Source organism: Kitasatospora sp. NPDC032121 (assembly GCF_055580145.1).
Genome location: NZ_JBVILX010000002.1, coordinates 334,985 through 356,111, shown reverse-complemented (window position 1 = coordinate 356,111; position 21,127 = coordinate 334,985). Strand labels below are relative to the sequence as shown.

The 21,127-nt window shown below is 73.3% G+C and carries 19 protein-coding genes and 2 tRNA genes; 12 read left to right on the top strand and 9 right to left on the bottom strand.

All coding sequences use genetic code 11. From position 1 onward, the window contains the following. Positions 1 to 13: 13 nt before the first annotated feature. The 3 genes from ACZ5OX_RS07445 (at position 14) to pyrE (ending at position 3,463) form a co-directional block, all read left to right on the top strand. Positions 14 to 1,660: a polyamine aminopropyltransferase gene (locus ACZ5OX_RS07445; protein WP_465629116.1), complete on the top strand. Its 1,647-nt coding sequence runs from the start codon at positions 14 to 16 to the stop codon at positions 1,658 to 1,660. Between the two features lie 214 nt (positions 1,661 to 1,874). Further along, a complete protein-coding gene (locus ACZ5OX_RS07440) occupies positions 1,875 to 2,882 on the top strand; it encodes a CoxG family protein (RefSeq protein WP_465629115.1) in 1,008 nt (335 codons plus the stop codon). A gap of 44 nt (positions 2,883 to 2,926) precedes the next feature. Further along, complete coding sequence (gene pyrE, locus ACZ5OX_RS07435; protein ID WP_392868562.1) at positions 2,927 to 3,463, top strand: orotate phosphoribosyltransferase; 537 nt, start codon at positions 2,927 to 2,929, stop codon at positions 3,461 to 3,463. Positions 3,464 to 3,578: 115 nt separating this feature from the next. Here the strand turns inward: pyrE and ACZ5OX_RS07430 are convergent, their stop codons facing one another. Continuing rightward, on the bottom strand, positions 3,579 to 4,298 hold the full coding sequence (locus ACZ5OX_RS07430) for a DedA family protein (RefSeq protein ID WP_449787839.1): 720 nt from the start codon (positions 4,296 to 4,298) through the stop codon (positions 3,579 to 3,581). 383 nt (positions 4,299 to 4,681) lie between these two features. Between ACZ5OX_RS07430 and fbaA the strand changes: the two genes are divergently transcribed. Then, positions 4,682 to 5,704, top strand: coding sequence for a class II fructose-bisphosphate aldolase (fbaA, locus tag ACZ5OX_RS07425; protein ID WP_465629114.1), 1,023 nt, complete (start codon positions 4,682 to 4,684; stop codon positions 5,702 to 5,704). Between the two features lie 140 nt (positions 5,705 to 5,844). Here fbaA and ACZ5OX_RS07420 read toward each other — a convergent pair whose 3' ends face one another. Further along, positions 5,845 to 6,264: a DUF3151 domain-containing protein gene (locus ACZ5OX_RS07420; protein WP_449787840.1), complete on the bottom strand. Its 420-nt coding sequence runs from the start codon at positions 6,262 to 6,264 to the stop codon at positions 5,845 to 5,847. Positions 6,265 to 6,486: 222 nt separating this feature from the next. Here ACZ5OX_RS07420 and ACZ5OX_RS07415 point away from each other — a divergent pair, with 222 nt between their 5' ends. Then, positions 6,487 to 7,266, top strand: coding sequence for a DUF3152 domain-containing protein (locus ACZ5OX_RS07415; RefSeq protein ID WP_465629113.1), 780 nt, complete (start codon positions 6,487 to 6,489; stop codon positions 7,264 to 7,266). 30 nt (positions 7,267 to 7,296) lie between these two features. On the opposite strand, the gene ACZ5OX_RS07410 is transcribed toward ACZ5OX_RS07415, so the two are convergent. From ACZ5OX_RS07410 to purS, 4 genes are all read right to left on the bottom strand, one after another. Next, complete coding sequence (locus ACZ5OX_RS07410) at positions 7,297 to 8,112, bottom strand: maleylpyruvate isomerase family mycothiol-dependent enzyme (protein ID WP_465629112.1); 816 nt, start codon at positions 8,110 to 8,112, stop codon at positions 7,297 to 7,299. Between the two features lie 67 nt (positions 8,113 to 8,179). Then, positions 8,180 to 10,435, bottom strand: a complete 2,256-nt coding sequence (gene purL, locus ACZ5OX_RS07405; RefSeq protein ID WP_465629111.1) for a phosphoribosylformylglycinamidine synthase subunit PurL — start codon at positions 10,433 to 10,435, stop codon at positions 8,180 to 8,182. Further along, entirely contained in the window at positions 10,435 to 11,112 is a 678-nt protein-coding gene (gene purQ / locus ACZ5OX_RS07400; protein WP_465629110.1) for a phosphoribosylformylglycinamidine synthase subunit PurQ, read from the bottom strand. The genes purL and purQ overlap by 1 nt, the downstream gene beginning before the upstream one ends. Next, a complete protein-coding gene (gene purS / locus ACZ5OX_RS07395; RefSeq protein WP_049654013.1) occupies positions 11,109 to 11,363 on the bottom strand; it encodes a phosphoribosylformylglycinamidine synthase subunit PurS in 255 nt (84 codons plus the stop codon). Before purS ends, purQ begins: the two co-directional genes overlap by 4 nt. A 466-nt stretch (positions 11,364 to 11,829) precedes the next feature. Here purS and ACZ5OX_RS07390 point away from each other — a divergent pair, with 466 nt between their 5' ends. The 7 genes from ACZ5OX_RS07390 to ACZ5OX_RS07360 all read left to right on the top strand — a co-directional run bounded on the left by ACZ5OX_RS07390 (position 11,830) and on the right by ACZ5OX_RS07360 (position 16,454). Then, positions 11,830 to 12,147 (top strand): histone-like nucleoid-structuring protein Lsr2, encoded by a 318-nt coding sequence (locus tag ACZ5OX_RS07390; RefSeq protein ID WP_030056585.1) that lies wholly within the window; start codon positions 11,830 to 11,832, stop codon positions 12,145 to 12,147. Between the two features lie 144 nt (positions 12,148 to 12,291). Next, positions 12,292 to 12,364, top strand: a tRNA-Gly gene (locus tag ACZ5OX_RS07385). Between the two features lie 39 nt (positions 12,365 to 12,403). After that, positions 12,404 to 12,476: transfer RNA gene (locus ACZ5OX_RS07380), tRNA-Gly, on the top strand. Between the two features lie 153 nt (positions 12,477 to 12,629). Beyond that, entirely contained in the window at positions 12,630 to 13,637 is a 1,008-nt protein-coding gene (locus ACZ5OX_RS07375) for an ABC transporter ATP-binding protein (RefSeq protein WP_465629109.1), read from the top strand. Beyond that, positions 13,634 to 14,473, top strand: coding sequence for an ABC transporter permease (locus ACZ5OX_RS07370; protein ID WP_465629108.1), 840 nt, complete (start codon positions 13,634 to 13,636; stop codon positions 14,471 to 14,473). The genes ACZ5OX_RS07375 and ACZ5OX_RS07370 overlap by 4 nt, the downstream gene beginning before the upstream one ends. Before the next feature lie 113 nt (positions 14,474 to 14,586). Beyond that, positions 14,587 to 15,816 carry a sensor histidine kinase gene (locus tag ACZ5OX_RS07365; protein ID WP_465629107.1) on the top strand — a complete coding sequence of 410 codons (1,230 nt, stop codon included), beginning with the start codon at positions 14,587 to 14,589 and terminating at the stop codon, positions 15,814 to 15,816. A 14-nt stretch (positions 15,817 to 15,830) separates the two neighbouring features. Further along, positions 15,831 to 16,454 (top strand): response regulator, encoded by a 624-nt coding sequence (locus ACZ5OX_RS07360; protein WP_465629106.1) that lies wholly within the window; start codon positions 15,831 to 15,833, stop codon positions 16,452 to 16,454. 35 nt (positions 16,455 to 16,489) lie between these two features. Here ACZ5OX_RS07360 and ACZ5OX_RS07355 read toward each other — a convergent pair whose 3' ends face one another. From ACZ5OX_RS07355 to ACZ5OX_RS07345, 3 genes are all read right to left on the bottom strand, one after another. Beyond that, positions 16,490 to 17,389, bottom strand: a complete 900-nt coding sequence (locus tag ACZ5OX_RS07355) for a phosphoribosylaminoimidazolesuccinocarboxamide synthase (protein ID WP_465629105.1) — start codon at positions 17,387 to 17,389, stop codon at positions 16,490 to 16,492. A 145-nt stretch (positions 17,390 to 17,534) separates the two neighbouring features. Next, a complete protein-coding gene (locus ACZ5OX_RS07350) occupies positions 17,535 to 19,073 on the bottom strand; it encodes a N,N-dimethylformamidase beta subunit family domain-containing protein (RefSeq protein ID WP_465629104.1) in 1,539 nt (512 codons plus the stop codon). Positions 19,074 to 19,301: 228 nt separating this feature from the next. Next, on the bottom strand, positions 19,302 to 20,894 hold the full coding sequence (locus ACZ5OX_RS07345; RefSeq protein ID WP_465629103.1) for a hypothetical protein: 1,593 nt from the start codon (positions 20,892 to 20,894) through the stop codon (positions 19,302 to 19,304). Positions 20,895 to 21,127: the final 233 nt, after the last annotated feature.

Below are 21,127 nucleotides of genomic sequence, written 5' to 3'. Positions count from 1 at the left end.
CTAGCGTTTGTTCGTGATCAACCATCCGGCCGGTCCGCCCGCACGCCCGCGAGTGGACCTCGACGACGGCGCCCCACCCCGGTCCGGGCGAGGCCTCGCCCCACTCCTGCCCGCCCGCCGTCCATCCCGGCTGCGCTCCCGCCCCCGGCTCGCCCGCCTGGCCGTCCTGCTGGCCGCGTTCGTCTGCGCGGCCTGCGGACTCGTCTACGAGCTCGAACTCGTGGCGCTCGGCGACTACCTGCTCGGGGACACGGTCACCCAAACCTCCGTCGTGCTCTCCGTCATGGTGTTCGCGATGGGCCTCGGCTCACTGCTCGCCAAACGGCTCACCAGCCGGCCCGCCACCGCCTTCGCCGCCGTCGAGTGCGCGCTCGCGCTCACCGGCGGACTCTCCGTCCTCGCGCTCTACTCCTGCTGGGCCTGGCTCGGCCGCTACCAGTCCGCCATGGTCGGCCTCACCTGCCTGATCGGCATCCTGATCGGCGCCGAGATCCCCCTGCTGATGACCCTCATCCAGCGGATCCGGCGCGAGGACGCCGGGCGGGCCGTCGCCGACCTGTTCGCCGCCGACTACGTGGGCGCGCTGATCGGCGGCCTCGCCTTCCCGTTCCTGATCCTGCCCGCCCTCGGGCCGGGCGACGGCGCGCTGCTCACCGGCGCCGTCAACGCCGTCGCCGGGGCCGCCGTGGTGCTCTGGCTGTTCCGCGAGGAACCGGCCCCCCGGATGCGCCGGCTGCTGTGGGGCGGCTGCCTGCTGGTCCTCGGCCTGCTCGCCGCGGCCGCGGCCGGGTCCGAGGCCGTCGAACGCGCCGCCCGGCACGCCCTGTACGGCGACCAGGTCCGCTACGCGATCCGCAGCCGGCACCAGGAGATCGTGCTCACCGGCCCCGCCGAGGGCCCCCTCCGGCTCTACCTGGACGGCCGGCTCGCGGTCTGCGGGCCCGACGAGTACCGGAGCAGCGAGGGCCTGGTCCACCCCGCCATGGCGGCCGGCCCGGACACCCGGGTCCTGCTGCTCGGCGGCGGCGACGGGACCGCCCTGCGGGAGGTGCTGCGGCACCGGGGCGTCCGCACCGTCCGGCTGGTCGACGCGGACCCCGTCCTCCCCCGACTGGCCCGCACCGACCCCGGGCTCGCCGCCCTCGACGGCCACGCGCTGGACGACCCCCGGGTCCGCACCACCGCGGCCGACCCGCTGGCCTGGCTGCGCGGCGCCGACGCCCCCGGCGGGGACGAGCCGTACGACGTGGTGCTCGCCGACCTCCCGGCCCCGGCCGACGGCGGGCCGGTCAAGTTCCACTCCCAGGAGTTCTACGGCCTCGCCACCCGGCTGCTCTCCCCCGGCGGGCGGATCGCCGTCCGGGCCGGGAGCGACCCGGACGGCCTCTGGCAGGTCGAGTCCGGCCTGCGCGCGGCGGGCCTCCAGACCGCCCCGTACGCCGTCCCGGACAGCCCCACCGCCACCTGCCGGCCCGGCCCGCCGGGCGACGCCCTGAACTTCCTCCTCGCCGCCGCCGACCGCCCCCGGCTCACCCTCGCCCCCGACGCCCCGCCACCCCGCGCCCTCACCCCCGACACGCTCCGCACCACCACCGCCCGCCTCACCGCCCTCCGCCCCACCCACCCCCCGGCCGCCCTCACCCTCCTCGGCCCACGCTGAGGGCCGCACGACGCCGGCGCCGCTCCGGCCCCGCCGAAGCGGCGACGGGGCGGAGGAGAACGGGCTCCCGGCACGGCGGGTGCGGCGGGCCGCGCCACGACCCCCGCCTCCGGGCCGGGGCGGTGGTGCGACGGCCAAGGGAACAGGCGGGGTCGGGAAAATCGGATGGTGGTGGGTAGGGACCGGGCGGGGGGCAGTCGGTAGGCTCCGTGGCATGGAGCATGAGGTTGTCGTCCCGATGTCCGCCGAGCTGGTGCGGCAGGCCTTGCAGGATCCGGCGCTGCTGGCGCGGAGTGTGCCGGGGCTGAGCACCGAGCCGGCCGCGGTCGGCGCCGGTGCGGCCGAGGAGATCAGCGGCCGGCTGAAGCTGCGGGTCGGCGGCTCCACGATCACGTACAAGGGCGTGCTGTCGCTGATCGAGGGCCGGGAGGGCGTGCTGACGGTGCTCGCCGAGGGCGAGGAGGCCCGGGGCAGCGGCGAGGTGACCGCCACGGTCCGGGTCAGCGTCGCGGACGGCCCCGAGGACGGCACCGCGGCGATCCGCTTCACCGGTGACCTGAGCGCCACCGGCCGGCTGACCGAGTTCGACGAGGAGACCCTCGACGCCACCGGCCGCCGTCTGCTGGACAGGTTCGCCGCCGCGCTGGTCGCCCCGGAGGACGAGCAGCCGCAGGACCAGGACGAGGACCAGGAGGAGGACGACGACGCCCCCGCCGGGGCGGACGCCGGTGTGGTCTTCATCGAGGAGCACCAGGACCAGCCCGGTGACGACCTGGACGACGACCTCTCCGACCTGATCGCCTTCTCCGACGCCGACGCCGAGCGCTTCGGTCTGCCCACCGGTTCCGACGACGACGACGAGGACGACGTCGACGGCGAGGGCGCGGACGGCTCCGCCGAGCGGGACGGCGTCGCCGAGGAACTCCCCGCCGAGCCGCTCTTCGCGTACGAGGACGAGCCGGTGCTCTCCGGCCCGGTGCGCCGCAGCATCGTCGGCCGGTCCGCCGAGGAGGTGGACCACGCCCCGCCGCGCGGCCCGTACGCCCCGGCGCTGCCCGCCCGCAGCGCGCGGGCCCGGGCGGCGTCCCGCTGGGGCGGCGAGGCCGGTGGGATCGTGGTGCCGGGCACCGGCGGCCGCAACGCGGTGCCGTGGGTGATCGGCGGCTCGGTGGCGCTGCTGGGCGGTGCCGTGGTGCTGGTCAGGGCGCTGCGCCGGCGCTGAGCCCGGAGAGCCGCCGGGACCACCAGGGCCTAGACTGAACGCTCATGAGCAACGACCGCGACGCCCTGCTGGCACAGATCAAGGACAAGGCCGTCGTGCACGGCAAGGTCACCCTCTCCTCCGGCAAGGAGGCCGACTACTACGTCGACCTGCGCCGGATCACGCTGGACGGCGTGGCCGCCCCGCTGGTCGGCCGGGTGATGCTGGACGCGACCTCGCACCTGGAGTACGACGCCGTCGGCGGTCTGACCCTGGGTGCCGACCCGGTGGCCGCCTCGATGCTGCACGCCGCCGCCGCGCGCGGGCAGCAGCTGGACGCCTTCGTGGTCCGCAAGACCGGCAAGGCCCACGGCCTCCAGCGCCGGATCGAGGGCCCGGAGGTCAAGGGCCGCCGGGTGCTGGCCGTCGAGGACACCTCCACCACCGGCGGCTCGGTGCTGACCGCCGTGGAGGCGCTGCGTGAGGCGGGCGCCGAGGTGGTCGGCGTCGCGGTGATCGTGGAGCGCGGCGGCGCGGCCGCCGTCGAGGCCGAGGGCCTGGAGTACGTGACCGCGTACACCCTGGACGACCTGGGTCTCTGACCCCGCCCGGTACGACGAACGGCGGAGGGCCGGTGCTGTTTCACGTGAAACAGCACCGGCCCTCCGTCGTGTCCGGAGCGGCGGACGCCCGGCCCCGCCGGGGCCGGTGTCGGCCTCAGCCCCGCCGGTGCCGGCCGTTGCCGACCTGGACCTGGCTCTCGCCGGCGGCCTCGGCACCGCCGGCCCGCTTCTTCTTCCGCTCGCGCATGACCTCGACCAGGATCGGCGAGATCGACAGCAGGACGATCAGCAGCACCGCCGGGATCAGGTACTTGTCGATCACCGGGGCGAGCGCGTCACCGAAGAAGTAGCCGATCAGCAGCATGGACTCGGTCCACAGCACGCCGCCGACCACGTTCCAGACGAAGAAGGTCCGGGCGGGCATCTCCAGGGTGCCGGCGACCGGGTTCAGGAAGGTGCGGATGATCGGCATGAAGCGGGCCAGCACCACGGCCTTGCCGGAGCCGAACTTGTTGAAGTACTCCTCCGCCTTCACCACGTACTCGCGGCGGAAGATCTTCGAATCGGGCTTGTCGAACATCTTCGGCCCGACCTTGGCACCGATCAGGTGCCCGAGCTGGGCGCCGGCGATCGCCGCGATCGGGCAGCCGATCAGCAGCACGGCGATCGGCAGCTTGGCACCGTCGCCGAGCACCGAGGAGGCGGCGTTCGAGGCGGCGACACCCGCGAGGATGAGCAGCGAGTCGCCCGGGAAGAAGAAGCCGACCAGCAGGCCGGTCTCCGCGAAGATGATCGCGATCAGCCCGATGGCGCCGAGGGACGAGATCAGGGATTTGGCGTCGAGCAGGTTGACGGCCAGCTGGTTGTAGTCCACGGGCGCAGGATAGCGGGCGCACCTTGCCGGCGAAGCGGGCGCACCGCGCCCGCGGTGCCCGGCCGGGAGCGCTCCCGGCCCCCGTCGGGGCTGCCCGGAACCCGCCCGCAGCCCGCCCGGAGCCCGCTGTGCGCCCGTGCCGTGCGCCGTTCCGCATGCCGGGCTCCTGCTGACCTGCGGGCACGAGTCTGGGAAGATGGCACAGGCGTCCGGTCCGCAACGGCACACCACCCTCATGGCCGTACCGCGGAGGTCGCCTCGAACGTGCCGGAGAGCCACACCGCAACGCCGCGCGTCGGCGGGCCGGCACGGAGTCGTCACGAAGGCGTACACAGCGTCGGACAGCACCGTCCGTACGCCGCAACCCGACAGGAGCGGATCGCATGCCCATCGCAACTCCCGAGGTCTACAACGAGATGCTGGACCGGGCCAAGGCGGGCAAGTTCGCCTACCCGGCCATCAACGTCACGTCGTCGCAGACCCTGCACGCCGCGCTGCGTGGTTTCGCCGAGGCCGAGAGCGACGGCATCATCCAGATCTCGACCGGTGGCGCGGAGTTCCTGGGCGGCCAGCACAACAAGGACATGGTGACCGGCGCCGTCGCGCTCGCCGAGTTCGCCCACATCGTCGCCGCCAAGTACGACGTCACCGTCGCGCTGCACACCGACCACTGCCCGAAGGACAAGCTGGACGGCTACGTCCGCCCGCTGCTGGCGGTCTCCGCCGAGCGCGTGGCCAAGGGCCGGAACCCGCTGTTCCAGTCGCACATGTGGGACGGCTCGGCCGAGACCCTCTCCGACAACCTGGCCATCGCCCAGGAGCTGCTGGCCCAGGCCGCCGCCGCCAAGATCATCCTCGAGGTCGAGATCACCCCGACCGGCGGCGAGGAGGACGGCGTCACCCACGAGATCAACGACGAGCTGTACACCACCGTCAACGACGCCGTGCGCACCGCCGAGGCGCTGGGCCTGGGCGAGAAGGGCCGCTACCTGCTGGCCGCCTCCTTCGGCAACGTGCACGGCGTGTACAAGCCGGGCAACGTCGTGCTGAAGCCGGAGCTGCTGCGCGAGCTCCAGGACGCGATCGGCAAGCAGTACGGCAAGACCGACCCGTTCGACTTCGTCTTCCACGGCGGCTCGGGTTCGAGCGCCGAGGAGATCGCCACCGCGCTGGAGAACGGCGTCGTGAAGATGAACCTGGACACCGACACCCAGTACGCCTTCACCCGCCCGGTGGCCGGCCACATGTTCGCCAACTACGACGGCGTGCTGAAGGTCGACGGCGAGGTCGGCAAGAAGAGCACCTACGACCCGCGCACCTGGGGCAAGCTGGCCGAGGCCGGCATGGCCGCCCGCGTGGTCGAGGCCGCCGAGCAGCTGCGTTCGGCGGGCAAGCGTCTGAAGTGAGGTCCGCGCCGCGAGCGCGGAAGTGCGCGCCCCGAGCGTGCGAACCCGCGTCGCGAGCGTGCGAACTCTCGCCCCGAGCGTGAAAACACGGGTGCCCCCGGCGGAGAAACCGCCGGGGGCACCCGTCACGTCGGGGGTGGTTACTGCTTGAGCTCCGCGTACGCCTCCGCGCTGCTGTCCTTCAGGAACTGCCAGCAGCGGGCCTCCTCCTCGGTCTCCTTGATCGCGCCGGCCGCCCGGGCGAGCCCCGCCAGGCAGCGCAGGAAGCCGCGGTTGCCGCGGTGCTCCCACGGCACCGGGCCGTGGCCCTTCCAGCCGTTGCGCCGCAGCGCGTCCAGGCCACGGTGGTAGCCGGTACGGGCGTAGGCGTACGACTCGACGTACCGGCCGGCCGCGAAGGCGTCGTCGGCGAGCATCGCCCAGGCCAGGCAGAAGGCCGGGAACTCGGCCGCCACCTGGGTCGGGGAGGCCGACTCCTCCGCGAGCATCCGGTAGGGGCGCTCCTCCTCCGGGAGGAGGGTCGGTTCGGGACCGTCGAGAAGATTCCTGTGAATCGCCATGCCCTGAAGTCTGCCACCCGAGACGCAGGGGTCAACCGCCGTCCCGGACGGAGCACCGTCCCCGGGGCGGCGAACCTCTCCCACCAGGCACGTAGACATTCACCCGTTCGCCGTGCCAGTGTGAAGATCATGTCCGCAGCCCGATCCGTCGGCAGGCGCACCGCACCGCCCCGGAAGGGCGGTCGCCGACGCCGCCGACCGCGGCGCAGAGTCGGTCCTGGCATGCTCATGGCGCTGGTGCTCTCCGCGCTGGTGCTGGGCGCCACGGCGGTCGTGCTGAACCGCCCGGGGGGAACCCCGGCCGCCACCCCGACCACCCAGGCGCGGGTCGCCCCGCCGGCCGAACAGACCGCCACGGCCCCGCCGGAGCCGACCCCGCCCCCGGACGACACCCCGCCGCCCGTGGCACCGCCCGCCCCCGCCGGCCCCGACCCCGGCCCCACCAAGGGCGCGGGCACCTTCACCGTCGCCCCCGCCACCGCCAAACCGGTCGGGCGCGGCAACGTGCGCCGCTACCGGGTGGAGGTCGAGGACGGCATCGGCATCGACGCCCCGACCGCCGCCGCGCAGATCCACGGCATCCTCGGCGACAAGCGCGGCTGGACCAACGACCACAAGAACGGCTTCCAGCTGGTCGCGAGCGGCCCGTACGACTTCACCGTGAAGATCGCCTCCCCGGCCACCGTGGACCGGATCTGCGGCGCCTCCGGCCTGGACACCCACGGCGAGGTCAACTGCAACGTCGGCAACCAGGTGCTCGTCAACTCCAAGCGCTGGAACACCGGTTCACCCCAGTTCAGCGGACCGCTGGAGGAGTACCGGGCGCTGATCGTCAACCACGAGGTGGGCCACCGGATCGGCCACGGCCACGAGAGCTGCCCGGGCGAGGGCAAGCCCGCGCCCGCGATGATGCAGCAGATCTACGGCCTCAAGGGCTGCGCGCCCAACGCCTGGCCGTACTCGGCGGAGGGCGTGTACCTCAGCGGGCCGTCCGTCCCCTGACGGGATCCGGACGGCCCGCCGGCCGAAGTCCTAGCCGAGCACCGGCAGGTAGGCCCGCAGGTCGCTGCGCTCCCCCGAGGCGGACACCTTGGCCGACTCCACCGCCGCCGCCCAGTCGAGCCGGCCGGTGGCCAGCCGGATCCAGGTCAGCGGATCGGTCTCCACCACGTTGGGCGGGGTGCCCCGGGTGTGCTTCGGCCCCGGCACCGCCTGGACCACCGCGTACGGCGGGACCCGCAGCTCGACCGCGCCGCCGGGCACCTGCCCGGCGAGGGCGTCGGCCAGCATCCGGGAGACGGCGGCGAGGGCCTGGGGGTCGTGCGGGAAGGCGTCCAGGCCGAGCGCGTCGGACAGGTCGTCGGCGTGCACCACGGCCTCGACCAGCCGGGACACCAGGTACTCGGTCAGGAGCATCGGATGTCCGGTCAGGAAGGTGACCTTCCGCTCCGGGTCCGCCACGGCCGGCCCGTCGAGCACCGCCCGCACGGCGTCGAGCGACCGGTCGAACTCGGCGGCCACTTCCTTGGCCGAGCCGGCGAAGCCGATCTCCGCGTGCTCCGTGGTCGCGCTGTCGACGAACTCGGCCATCGTCGCGGCCATCGCCGCGTAGTCGGCCAGCGGGAGCGCCGGCCCGTCCGGCTCCGGCGAGTTCAGCACGCCCAGCAGCTGGCTCAGCGCCAGGCTCACGTGGGTCACCAGCTCGCGCACCTTCCAGGCGCCGAGCCGGGTCGTCCGGTCGAGGTCGGAATCCGTCAGCCGGTGCACGACATCGCGCACCGCCTCGCTCTGCGCCACCAAGGCGGCGCTCACCTTCTGCGGCTGATACGTACGGGACTTGGCAGGCATGGGCGTCAACATACGCCGAGGGGCGGGTGGTTCACCAGAGAACCGCCCGCCCCTCAGGTACCGTGCGTCAGGCCAGCAGGGCCTCGATGACGCCGGTGTGAGCCTGCGTCAGTTCCGCCAGCGAGACGCTGAACTGGCCCTGGACGTCCAGGCTGTCGCCGTCCACGACACCGATCCGGGTGGCCGGCAGGCCGCGCGCGGTGCACATGTCGTTGAACCGGAGCTCCTCGCTGCGCGGCACCGCCACGACGGCGCGGCCGGCCGACTCCGAGAACAGCAGGACGAACGGGTCCTGGCCCTCGGGCACGACGATGCGCGCACCGTGACCGCCCTTGAGGCAGCTCTCCACCAGCGCCTGGCCGAGACCGCCGTCGGACAGGTCGTGCGCGGCGTCGATCATGCCGTCGCGCGAGGCGGCGATCAGGATCTCGCCGAGCAGCCGCTCGCGCTCCAGATCCACCTTGGGCGGCAGACCGCCGAGGTGGTCGTGGACCGCCTGCGACCAGGCCGAGCCGCCGAGCTCGTCCGCCGTGTCGCCGAGCAGGTAGAGCAGCTGCCCCTCCTCGGCGAAGGCCAGCGGGGTGCGCCGGGTGACGTCGTCGATGACGCCGAGCACCGCGACCACCGGGGTCGGGTGGATGGCGACCTCGCCGGTCTGGTTGTACAGCGAGACGTTGCCGCCGGTGACCGGGGTGCCGAGCACCAGGCAGGCGTCGGCCAGGCCACGGGTGGCCTCGGCGAACTGCCACATCACGTCCGGGTCCTCGGGGGAGCCGAAGTTGAGGCAGTCGGAGACGGCGAGCGGCTTGGCACCGCCGGCCGCGACGTTGCGGTACGCCTCGGCCAGGGCCAGCTGGGCGCCGGTGTACGGGTCCAGCTTGGCGAAGCGGCCGTTGCCGTCGGTGGCGACCGAGACGCCGAGGTTGGTCTCCTCGTCGATCCGGATCATGCCCGAGTCCTCGCCGGAGGCGAGCACGGTGTTGCCCAGCACGTAGCGGTCGTACTGGTTGGTGATCCAGGACTTGGAGGCCTGGTTCGGGTGGCTGGTGACCTTCAGCAGGTCGGCCTTGAGGCCCTCGCCGGTGGTCGGGCGGGCCAGCCGCTCGGCGGTCGGGGCGTCGGCCTGCAGCGCGTCCTGCCAGCTCGGACGGGCGTACGGACGCTGGTAGGTCGGGCCCTCGTGGGCGACGGTGCGCGGCGGGACGTCCACCACGAGCTCGCCGTGCCAGTAGATCTCCAGGCGCTCGCCGTCGGTCACCTCACCGATGACGTTGGCGATGACGTCCCACTTCTCGCAGATCTCCAGGAAGCGGTCGACCTTGTCGGGCTCCACGATCGCGCACATGCGCTCCTGCGACTCGCTCATGAGGATCTCCTCCGGCGAGAGCGTGTGGTCGCGCAGGTGCACGGTGTCGAGCTCGATCCGCATGCCGCCGGAGCCGGCCGAGGCCAGCTCGCTGGTGGCGCAGGACAGGCCGGCCCCGCCGAGGTCCTGGATGCCCTTGACGAGCTTCTCCCGGAAGATCTCCAGGGTGCACTCGATCAGGAGCTTCTCCTGGAACGGGTCGCCGACCTGGACGGCCGGGCGCTTGGCCGGCTTGGTGTCGTCGAAGGTCTCGGAGGCGAGCACCGAGACGCCGCCGATGCCGTCGCCACCGGTGCGGGCGCCGTACAGGATGACCTTGTTGCCGGCGCCGGAGGCCTGCGCGAGGTGGATGTCCTCGTGCTTCATGACGCCCACGCACAGCGCGTTGACCAGCGGGTTGCCCTGGTAGCAGGAGTCGAAGACGACCTCGCCGCCGATGTTCGGCAGACCCAGGCAGTTGCCGTAGCCGCCGATGCCCGCGACGATCCCGGGCAGCACGCGCCGGGTGTCCGGGTGGTCGGCCGCTCCGAAGCGCAGCGGGTCCATCACGGCGACCGGGCGGGCGCCCATCGCCAGGATGTCGCGCACGATGCCGCCGATGCCGGTGGCCGCGCCCTGGTAGGGCTCGATGTACGACGGGTGGTTGTGCGACTCGACCTTGAAGGTGACCGCGTAGCCCTGGCCGACGTCGACGACGCCGGCGTTCTCGCCGATGCCGACGAGCATCGCGTCCGAATCCGGCTTCTTCTCGCCGAACTGCTTCAGGTGGACCTTGCTGCTCTTGTACGAACAGTGCTCCGACCACATGACCGAGTACATGGCGAGTTCGGCGCCGGTCGGGCGGCGGCCGAGGATCTCCCGGATGCGGGCGTACTCGTCCTGCTTGAGGCCGAGTTCGGCCCAGGGCTGGGCGGCGTCCGGGGTCTGCTCGGCGGTCTTGACGGTGTCGAGGCTCATCAGGCGTTCACCAGCTGCTTCAGGACGGAAGTGAAGAAGCCCAGGCCCTCGGTGGTCGGACCGGTGAGCGGCTCCACGGCGTGCTCCGGGTGCGGCATCAGGCCGACGACATTGCCGGCGCCGTTGGTGATGCCGGCGATGTCGCGGTACGAACCGTTCGGGTTGACGTCGAGGTAACGGGCGACGACCCGGCCCTCCGCCTCCAGTTCGTCCAGCACCCGCTCGTCGGCGACGAAGCGGCCCTCGCCGTTCTTCAGCGGGACGACGATTTCCTGGCCCGCCGAGTAATCCCGGGTCCAGGCCGTGCCGGCGTTCTCGATGCGCAGCTTCTGGTCGCGGCAGATGAAGTGCAGCGAGTCGTTCCGGTGGAGCGCACCGGGCAGCAGGTGCGATTCGCACAGCACCTGGAAGCCGTTGCAGATACCGAGCACCGGCATTCCGAGCTTCGCCTGCTCGATGACGGTCTCCATCACCGGCGAGAAGCGGGAGATCGCACCGCAGCGCAGATAGTCGCCGTAACTGAATCCGCCCGGCAGGACGACGGCGTCGACCTGGTGGAGATCCTTGTCACGGTGCCAGAGGGCGACCGGCTCGGCGCCGGCGAGACGGACCGCCCGCTGGGCGTCGCGGTCGTCGAGGGAGCCGGGGAAAGTGACGACGCCGACGCGGGTGGTCACTTGCCCTCCTCCTCGACCCGGACGGTGAAGTCCTCGATCACGGTGTTGGCGAGAAAGGTCTCGGCGGCTTCGCGGATACGGGCGAGCGCCGCGTCGTCGACCGGGCCCTCCACATCCAGCTCGAAACGCTTGCCCTGGCGGACGTCGGCGATCCCGGTGAATCCGAGACGGGGCAGTGCGCGCTGCACCGCCTGTCCCTGGGGGTCGAGGATCTCCGGCTTGAGCATGACGTCGACTACGACGCGTGCCACTGGCACTCCCGGTGGTGTCTTCGGTGAGGCGGGGGAACCCCAGACTACCCGTGGTTTCGGGCAGGATTGCTGGCCGGGGATAGCGACGCGCGTAGACTCCAGACCCTTACGCCGCAAGGGATCCAGGCCCCTCGTCACCGACCCGGGCCGGCCGGTTTCCCCGGATTCGGCCCCCGGAACGACGCCGCCGGGAGAACACCCGAATACGGCACTTGGGGACAGATCCGCCCGTCCCGCACATCGGTATCCCGCAGTCCCGCGAAGAGACGTGAATATCCGGAAAAAAATGCCGGACTCTTCGATTTCGGCCCCCTTCGGGTGCAGAATAGGGGCCACCTGTCGCGGCAAGTGCTGCGTATCAGGCGGGCCACCCGGCCTGCCCGTACGTGCTTGCGCGAGTTGGTGCACATCAGGCCTCGGTACCCCCTCGGACCGGCGGCCGAATTGCCCGAGAGGATTGACACCCATGGCTCAGCGTGTAGTTGTCACGCTCTCCGACGACCTGGACGGCGGCGCCGCCGCGGAAACCGTCCACTTCGGCGTCGACGGGAAGTCGTACGAGATCGACCTGTCCGTGGACAACGCGGAAAAGCTGCGGGAGGCCCTCGCGCCGTTCGTCGCCGCCGGCCGCCGCCAGAGCCGCACCGGAAAGTCCTTCCGCCGCACGGCCCTCACCCCGGACCCGGCCGCCGTCCGCGCCTGGGCGCTGTCCCGCGGGATGGAACTGCCGGCCCGCGGCCGCATCCCCAAGCACGTGTACGAGGCGTTCGCCGAGGCGAACTGAGCCCCGCGGGGACACCGCTCCCCGGTCGCCCCGCCCGCCCGGACCGAAAGGGTGGGGCGACCACCCCGAAAGATGCTGTAGAGTATTCCTCGTCGCCGCAACGGAGAGATCCGAAGAGGCGGCGGGTGCCCCACCAGGCACCATGCGGACGTGGCTCAGTTGGTAGAGCATCACCTTGCCAAGGTGAGGGTCGCGAGTTCGAATCTCGTCGTCCGCTCGCAGTGCGCGAGCACAGCACAACTCAATAGTTTGACCTGCGGACGTGGCTCAGTTGGTAGAGCATCACCTTGCCAAGGTGAGGGTCGCGAGTTCGAATCTCGTCGTCCGCTCCGATACGAAGGGCCCCCTCGGATGAGGGGGCCCTTCGGCATTCCCCGGCAAAACGACCCATGACATTTGTCATCGCCGACCCGTGCATCCGCACCGCGATGTCATGACGGTGCGCACTGCCCGCGCGGCCCGGTCGGCGGAAGGCTTGAGGCATGGAAACGAGCCGGCCCTCCCGCCCCAGCGACGACGTGATCGAGGTCACCGACCTGCACCGCCACTACGGCGGCGGCACCTCCGGGTACCACGCCGTGCGCGGCGTCGACCTGACCGTCCGCCGCGGCGAGCTGTTCGCCCTGCTCGGCACCAACGGGGCCGGCAAGACCTCCACCATGGAGGTCATCGAGGGCCTGGCCGCCCCCACCGGCGGCACCGTCCGGGTGCTCGGCCGGGACCCCTTCAAGGAGCGCGCCGCCGTCCGCCCGCGGATCGGCATCATGCTCCAGGAGGGCGGCTTCCCCGGCGAGCTCACCGCCGCCGAGACCGGCCGCGCCTGGGCCGGGATGACCAGCGGCGCCCGCCCGGTGGCGGAGGCGCTGGAGCTGGTCGGCCTCGGCCACCGCGCGAACGTCCGGGTCAAGCAGCTGTCCGGCGGCGAGAAGCGCCGGCTGGACCTCGCGATGGCCCTGCTCGGCCGCCCCGAGGTGCTCTTCCTGGACGAGCCGAGCACCGGTCTCGACCCGGAGGCGCGCGCCGCCGTCTGGCAGCTGGTCCGCGAGCTGCGCGCCCAGGGCACCACGGTGCTGCTCACCACGCACTACCTGGAGGAGGCCGAGGAGCTGGCCGACCGGCTGGCCATCATGCACGGCGGCCGGGTCGTCACCTCCGGCACCGTCGCCGAGGTGATCGCCGGCCGGCCCGCCCGGATCAGCTTCGAGCTCCCCGACTTCACCGGGACGGCACTGCCCGTCCTGGCCGGGGCCGAGATCGGCGTCGAGGGCCGCAGGGTCACCGTGCAGACCCTCGGGCTCCAGGACACCCTCACCGACCTGCTCGGCTGGGCCCGGCAGCACGGGATCGCGCTCGGCGCCCTGGACGCCCGCAGCGCCTCGCTGGAGGAGGCCTTCCTCGCGATCGCCTCCGAGGCCGCCCACCAGAACCCCCCGCAGGCGCCCGCCGCCACCCGCCCCGCCCGCCGCCGCCTGATCGGATCCGCCCGATGACCACCGCCGCCCCCACCGCCGTCACCGCCACCGCCGGTCCGCAGAGCACCACCGTCCGTCGACTGCTCGCCCTCGGCCGGGCCGAGGCCACCCTGCTGATGCGCAACCGCACGGCCCTGTTCACCGCCCTGGTGCTGCCGCTGGTGCTGGTCTTCACCCTCCAGAGCGCGCTGTCGAAGCAGGCCGAGTCCAACCCCGGGCTGGACGTCGACTCGCTGCTGGTCTACGGCTCGGTCGGGATGATCCTGGCCTTCGTCGTGTACTACAACCTGACCGCCGCGTACGTCGGGCGGCGCGGTGAGCTGGTCCTCAAGCGGCTGCGCACCGGCGAGGCCCGGGACATCGAGATCCTGCTCGGCACCGCCGTCCCCTCGCTCGCGCTCGGCCTGATGATGGCCGCCCTGATCGGGATCGGCGGCAGCCTCGGCCTGCACCTGGCCGTGCCGGTCAACCCGGTGCTGATGCTGGTCGGCCTGCTGCTGGCACTGGCCACCATGATCGCCCTGGCCGCGCTGTCCAGCGCCTTCACCAAGACCGTGGAGAGCGCGGGCATCACCACCCTGCCGATCATGCTGGTGATGCAGCTCGGCTCCGGCCTGTTCGTCCCGCTGGAGGTCATGCCCAAGCAGCTGGCCGACATCTGCCGCCTGCTGCCGACCACCCCCGCCTTCCAGCTGATCCGGGTCGGCTGGTTCGGCACCGACGGCTCGGCCGCCGCGACCGGCTTCGCCGGCTCCTGGGGCGCCGCCGGCTCGCACCTGGTCACCGGGACCATCTGGCTGGGCCTGGCCGTCTGGGGCGCGGTGCGCTACTTCCACTGGGAGCCGCGCCGCTGACCCGAAGGGCACCGCGCACGGAAGGCGTTCATCCGACGGATGAACGCCTTCCGTGCCTCTGATATGAAGACATTCGGCAAGATCGTGATCGAACTGGGGCGGAAGAATTGAGAATGCGGTCACCGCTTCGCAGCTGGACGAGCCTGAGCAAGCCCCGGCGCACCGAGCTGTACTTCCGCTGGTCGCTCTACACGCTGCCGCTGCTGCTGCTCCCGATCACCCTGCTCTCCGCCGGGGCCCGGGCCGACCTGCCGGACTCCGTCGGGACGGTCCGGATCGCCCTGCTGGTCTCGCTCGCGTCGACGCTGCTGGGCCTGCGGGCCTGCCGCACCTCGCTCGACCACTACCTGAAGCGCCCCACCGACCACCTGCGGTGGCTGGCCGTCAACGGCGCGTTCGCGGTGGCCGGCTCCTGGGCCGTCCTGCTGCTCGGACCGCACGCCGACGGGGCGGACGGCCGGTCCGGGATGGCGTTCACCTCCACGATGGCGGCCCTCCTGCTCGCCGTCGCCTTCGGCCCGGCGTCCATCGGACTGTCGATCGCCCAGGCCTCGCTGGCCGCCCTCGGCGGGTTCCTGCTGACCGCGCCGGCGATGGTGCTGGCCGGGTACGGCCTCGCCGGTACCACCGGACTGCTGATCGGCTGCCTGGTCATGCTGCCCATCCTCGGCGGGACCTGCCGCAGCTTCGCCTGGCTGACCTCGGTGGTCTGGGAGCTGGACGCCGCCCGCGAGGCCCAGTCCCGGCTGGCCGTCGCCGAGGAGCGGCTGCGCTTCTCCCGCGACCTGCACGACGTGATGGGCCGCAACCTCACCACCATCGCGCTCAAGAGCGAGCTCGCCGTCCAGCTCGCCCGCCGGGGGCGCGAGGAGGCCGCCGACCAGATGGTCGAGGTGCAGAAGATCGCCCAGGAGTCGCAGCGCGAGGTCCGGGACGTCATCCGCGGCTACCGCACCGCCGACCTGCACGCCGAGGCGATCGGCGCCCGGGCGGTGCTGCGCTCGGCCGACGTCGCCTGCGAGATCGACCTCGGCGAGCACGCCGACGAGCTGCCGCCCCCGGTCCAGTCGGTGTTCGGCTGGGTGATCCGCGAGGCCACCACCAACGTGCTCCGGCACAGCGAGGCCGGCCGCTGCCTGATCCGGCTGCGGACCGAGGACGGACGGGCCGTACTGGAACTGGAGAATGACGGGGTGCCCGACGTCCCGTTCCCCTCCCAGGGCAGCGGCACCGGGCTGCGCGGGCTGCGCGAGCGGCTCGCCGCCCACGACGGCGAGCTGACCGTACCGGCCGCCGAGGCGGGCGTCTTCCGGATGCTCGCCACCGTCCCGCTCCCCCGCTGAGGAAGGCCCGCCCGATGACCGACAACGCCGCGCCCGTCCGCGTCCTGCTCGCCGATGACGAGCACCTGATCCGGGGCGCGCTGGCCGCGCTGCTCTCGCTGGAGGACGACATCGAGGTGGTCGCCCAGGCCGGCTCCGGTCCGGAGGCGCTGGCGATGGCGCTGACGCACCGCCCGGACGTCGCGGTGCTGGACCTCCAGATGCCGGGCAAGGACGGCATCGAGGTGGCCGCCCAGCTGCGCGTGGTGCTGCCGGACTGCCGCTGCATGATCGTCACCGGCCACGGCCGCCCGGGCTACCTGAAGCGGGCACTGGAGGTCGGGATCCGCGGCTTCCTGCCGAAGACCGTCTCGGCGGCGGACCTGGCCGGCATCATCCGCACCGTGCGCTCCGGCGGCCGGTACGTGGACCCGGAGCTGGCGGCGGACGCGATCAGCGCCGGCGAGAGCCCGCTGACCCCGCGCGAGACGGACGTCCTGGAGCTGGCCGCCGACGGCACCACGATCGCCGGGATCGCCGAGCGGGCCTCGCTCTCCCAGGGCACCGTGCGCAACTACCTGTCCTCGGCGGCCACCAAGCTGGGCGCGGAGAACCGGCACGCGGCGGTGCGGATCGCCCGCGAACACGGCTGGATCTGAGGGATCCCCGGCGCTCGCGGGCGGTCCGGACGGACTCAGGCCCAGGTGGTCCCGGTGAGCCGCTCGTACACCTCGATGTACTTGGCGCGGGTCCGCTCGACGATCTCGGCCGGCAGCGCGGGCGGCGGCTGCTCGCTGTGGCGGTCCCAGCCGGAGGCCGGGGAGACCAGCCAGTCGCGGATCAGCTGCTTGTCGAAGGACGACTGCGAGCGGCCCGGCTGGTAGTCGTCGGCCGGCCAGTAGCGGGAGGAGTCCGGGGTGAGCACCTCGTCGCCGATCACCAGCTCGCCCTCCAGCAGGCCGAACTCGAACTTGGTGTCGGCCAGGATGATGCCGCGCTCGCGGGCGATGTCCCGGGCCCGGGCGTAGACGTCCAGGGTGGTGCGGCGCAGCTGGGCGGCCAGCTCGGCGCCGATCCGGCGGGCGGTCTCCTCGTAGGAGACGTTCTCGTCGTGCTCGCCGACCTCGGCCTTGAGCGCCGGGGTGTAGATCGGGCCGGGCAGCTCGGAGCTGTTCTCCAGGCCCTCCGGCAGCGCGATGCCGCAGACCGTGCGGCTCTCGTTGTACTCGGCCAGGCCGGAGCCGGCCAGGTAGCCGCGGGCGACCGCCTCGACCGGGACCATCTCCAGGCTGCGGCAGACCAGCGTGCGGCCCTTCCAGTCGGCCGGGGCGCCGACCGGGACCTCGGTGGAGATCACGTGGTTGGGGACGATGTCGGCGATCCGCTCGAACCACCACAGCGACAGCTGGGTGAGGATGCGGCCCTTGTCCGGGATCTCGTTCGGCAGCACCCAGTCGTGGGCGGACGTCCGGTCGCTGGCCACCATGACCAGTTCACCCGACTCGGTGCGGTAGAGGTCGCGCACCTTGCCGGTGTGCAGGTGGACCAGGCCGGGTACCTGGACCGGCTCGGGCTTGGTGACAAATCCGCTCAAGGTGTTCAGTCCTCAGGGGTCGTTCGCGGGCGGGGGCACCGCGAAAGGGGAGGTCACTGCCCCCGCAGTCTTTCACGGCCGCCGAACACCGGTTCCCCGGCCACCGTCCGCCGGTTCCCGGGCCGCCGGTTCCCCGGCCGCCGCGCTAGTTCTTGCAGAGCCGGTCCAGCAGGTTGGCGGTGGCCCGCTGGATCCGTTCGTCGGTCAGGCCGGGGCGCCCCAGCGCGGGCGACCAGGCGAAGGTGCCGGCCGCGAAGACGTACGCGCCGCTAGGCGCCCGGTACAGCGAGGTCTCCTGGAAGCGGGTGCGGCCGGACAGGTCCTGGTAGGGCGAGTGTGCCAGCAGCACCCGCTCGATGTGGTCCGGCAGCGCCACCTTGGGGTAGTAGCGGTCGGCCTCACCGGCCACCAGCCCGGGCAGTTCGTCGCCTTCCTGGAGACCGGTGCCGTCCCAGAGCCAGTGCGCGGTGTGCCGGGCGACCAACGGGACGGGCGCGGCGACCCGCCCCGAGTACTGCACCCCGAGCAGCTGCTGCTCGGGCTCGCCCGCGTCCCGCCACAGCGCGCTGGCCGCGCCGGGCGCCCCGGCGGCCGGGCTGCCGGGAGGGACCTTCTGCCGCTTGCGGCAGTTGAGCAGCCGGTTGGGCTCGCCGGAGGCGGCGGCGGACAGCTCGACCCGCCAGTACATGGTGTTGGCGGAGAGGAACACCAGCGAGGTGCCGCCGTCCCTGGCCCGCTCGGCGGCCCGGCGCATCGGCTCGGACCAGTACTCGTCGTGGCCGGGGAAGACCAGGGCCCGGTGCCGGGACGGGTCCACCAGGCCGGCGTGCAGGTCGGTGGCGGTCGCGTACGAGAGGTCGTAGCCGTAGCGCTCGGCCCAGCGGATGAAGTCGTACGCGTGGCCGACGTGCAGCGGCAGTCCGGCGGTGGCGTGCGGGCGGTCGAAGGAGACGGTGACGGCCGCCTCCGGCTCCCCGACCAGGCCGCCCCGGCCGTCCCAGGCGTGGTAGAGGCTGGCGCCGGTGCGGCCGTCCTCGGGGAACAGGTTGTACGCCTGCCAGGTCACGTCCGGGAGCACCAGGAGCAGTTCGGCGGTGTGCGCCTGGTCCTCGAAGTCCCGGACGGTGAACGGGATGTGGCTGCGGTGCAGCATGTCGGCGGTGGTCAGCACGGCGACGTACGAGCCGGGCTTCCAGTGCACCGGGATCTGGAGCCGCCAGGAGTGCCACCAGTGGTGGCAGGAGACCGTCCGGTCGACCACCAGCGGGGCGGGCTGGGCGAGGCCGGAGATCAGCGGGCTGGACGTCATGTGGCGGGCGTTGTCGCCGCCGTAGTGGCCGATCCGGAAGACGTCCACGGTGAACTCGCGGGGCGGGTTCACCGTGACCCGGAAGTCCACCGAGCCGCCGGGACGGACCACCCCGGCCGAGGCGAAGCCCTTGATCTGCTGGTCCACGTCGTTGGCGCCCTGGGGGCTGCCGACCGTGGGCTTGGGCCGGGCCCCCGCGGCCAGCGGCTGTTGGCCCGGCGCGTCCACCGAGACGTACCAGGGGACGGCGCCCTCCGCCCCGGCCAGGTACTGGTCCGGGCTGCGCAGCCAGGGCAGCGGGCCCTGGCCGAAGGGGTCGGAGACGCTGTAGGCGTGCGTCCCCGACTCCCAGCGGCCGTTGAGTTCGGTCCCCACGCGCCCCTCCCAGGTGCACTTCCGCCCGGTTGGCACGTGCCCCCCGGATGTGCGTGCGGTCTAATACACCACAGACTGCTGGCGCAACGTCACCCTCCGGTAGCGATTGGTGCAGGGAATCTCGCGCGCCTCCCGGACAGGGCCTCCGGCCTGCGAAGACTCCCGGCGGCCGACCCATTTGGGGGCGCGTACGGGGGTGCCGAGCGCCCTCCCGGGACGCCTGGGACGTCAGAGGCGGACGGGTTTCTCGAGACGGACGTCGGCGGCGTCCAGCCAGGCGCGCAGCGGACCGTCCTGGCCCTGTTCGACGGCCTGGGCGACCGGGCCGGCCAGGTCGGTGCGGCGCACCCCGCCGAGCAGCAGCACCGGGCCGTCCAGCCAGTCCAGGCCGGGGGCGCCGCCCGCGGTGTCCACGGCGGCGCAACAGACCATCGCGGTGACGTGCTCGACCAGCAGGTCGCGGCCGCTGCGCTCGGGTTCGAGCAGCGGGGCCGGGGCGGTGGTGCGGGCCAGCTGGGCGGCGAGCGCGGCGGCCAGCAGCTCGCCGTCGCCCTCGGCGAGCCGGCCCAGCAGCCGGGTGAGGGTCGGGGCGCCGGGGCGGGCCTGCGGGGCGAGCCGGTCCAGGGCGGTCTGCAGGGCGGCGGCGCCCGCCCGCCAGCCGGCGTCCACCGCCTCGGACGGGTAGTCGGCCCACTCCAGTTCGTGCCAGACGCCGGCCGCCGGGCGGCCGAAGAACAGTTCGGCGGCGAGCCGGGAGACCGCCCGGTCGACGGTGCCGGGCTCCTCCAGCAGGTCGCAGGCGGGGCGGTCGCCGAGCCTGCTGCCGTAGCCGTCGGCCAGCCGGTCGCGCCGGGACAGCTCGGTGAGCGCGGAGACCACGCCGGCGTTGAGGTGCGCCGGGTGGCGGCCGAGCCGCCAGGCGGGCAGCGCCACCCTGGTGAGCAGCCGGTCCCAGCCCGCGTAGGCCAGGCCGACCTGTTCCTGGGCGGCGATCCGCAGGCCGTAGTCGACCGTCCTGGCATGCTCGGAGGCCCAGCTCGCGACCGAGCGCTCCAGCTCGGCGGAGTGGCCCCGGCAGGCACCGAGCAGGCGGCGGACGATCCGGCGGACGACCCGGTCCGCGAGCGCGGCCGGACCGCGCCGGGTCGGCCGGGGCGGGGCGGCCAGGGAGCCGCCGCCGAGGCCGGGGGCCGCGCCGCCGCCGGAGTCCAGGCAGGCGTCCAGGCTGCGCAGGAAGCGCCGGGCGGCGGCGATCTCCGGGTCGGCGGAGGCGGCGGTGCCGGCCACCACGGGGGCGAGCAGGGCGCGCAGTTCGCCGGCCCGCATCCACCACAGGAAGGGCGAGCCGAGCACCAGGACGGGAGCGGGCGCCCCGGGGGCGCCCTTCGGCGGACGCGGTGCGGCCGTCCGCCGGGCCTGCGGGACGTCCTCCAGCCAGCTGTCGCAGTCCGGGGTGAGGGCGACGGCCGAGGGCGCCGGCACGGCCAGCCGGTCCGCCAGCTCGTCGATCAGCCGGTACAGCTCGGGGGCCTCGGCCCGGTCCAGCGGGACGGCAGGGGTGCGCGGCGGGACGGCCCGGCGCAGGGCGCGGGCGGTGAGCCCGGCCACCAGGAGGGTCAGCGCGGCGATCGCGCAGACCGCCCAGCGTGCGGCGTCCCAGCCCGCCGCGTCGGCGGCCCCCGGCGCACCGATCCGGCCGGTGAACCGGCCCGCGAGCAGGACCACCGCGACGGCGGCGGGCAGGGCGGCGGCGGCCCGGGCGAGGCCTCGGACCCGCAGGACCGCCTGGGCGTGAGCGCGCGCGGTGTCGACTGCGGCCATACGGTGCGGCACCCCCTTCGGAGCCCTCGGGCGCCCGGCTTCGGGCCCTGAGCCGACTCGAAACGATCAGTTCCGACCGGGAAGCGGAGGTGTCCGATCCCCGGTAGTGCATGCTGCGTGGCGCTACTGACATTTTCGACGCCCCGGTCCGGGTGGATGTTCCGGATCACCCCGGTTTCCACTCGTCCCGGTGACACCGCCCGGTTGTTCCGGTGACGCCGCCCGGCCGCCGG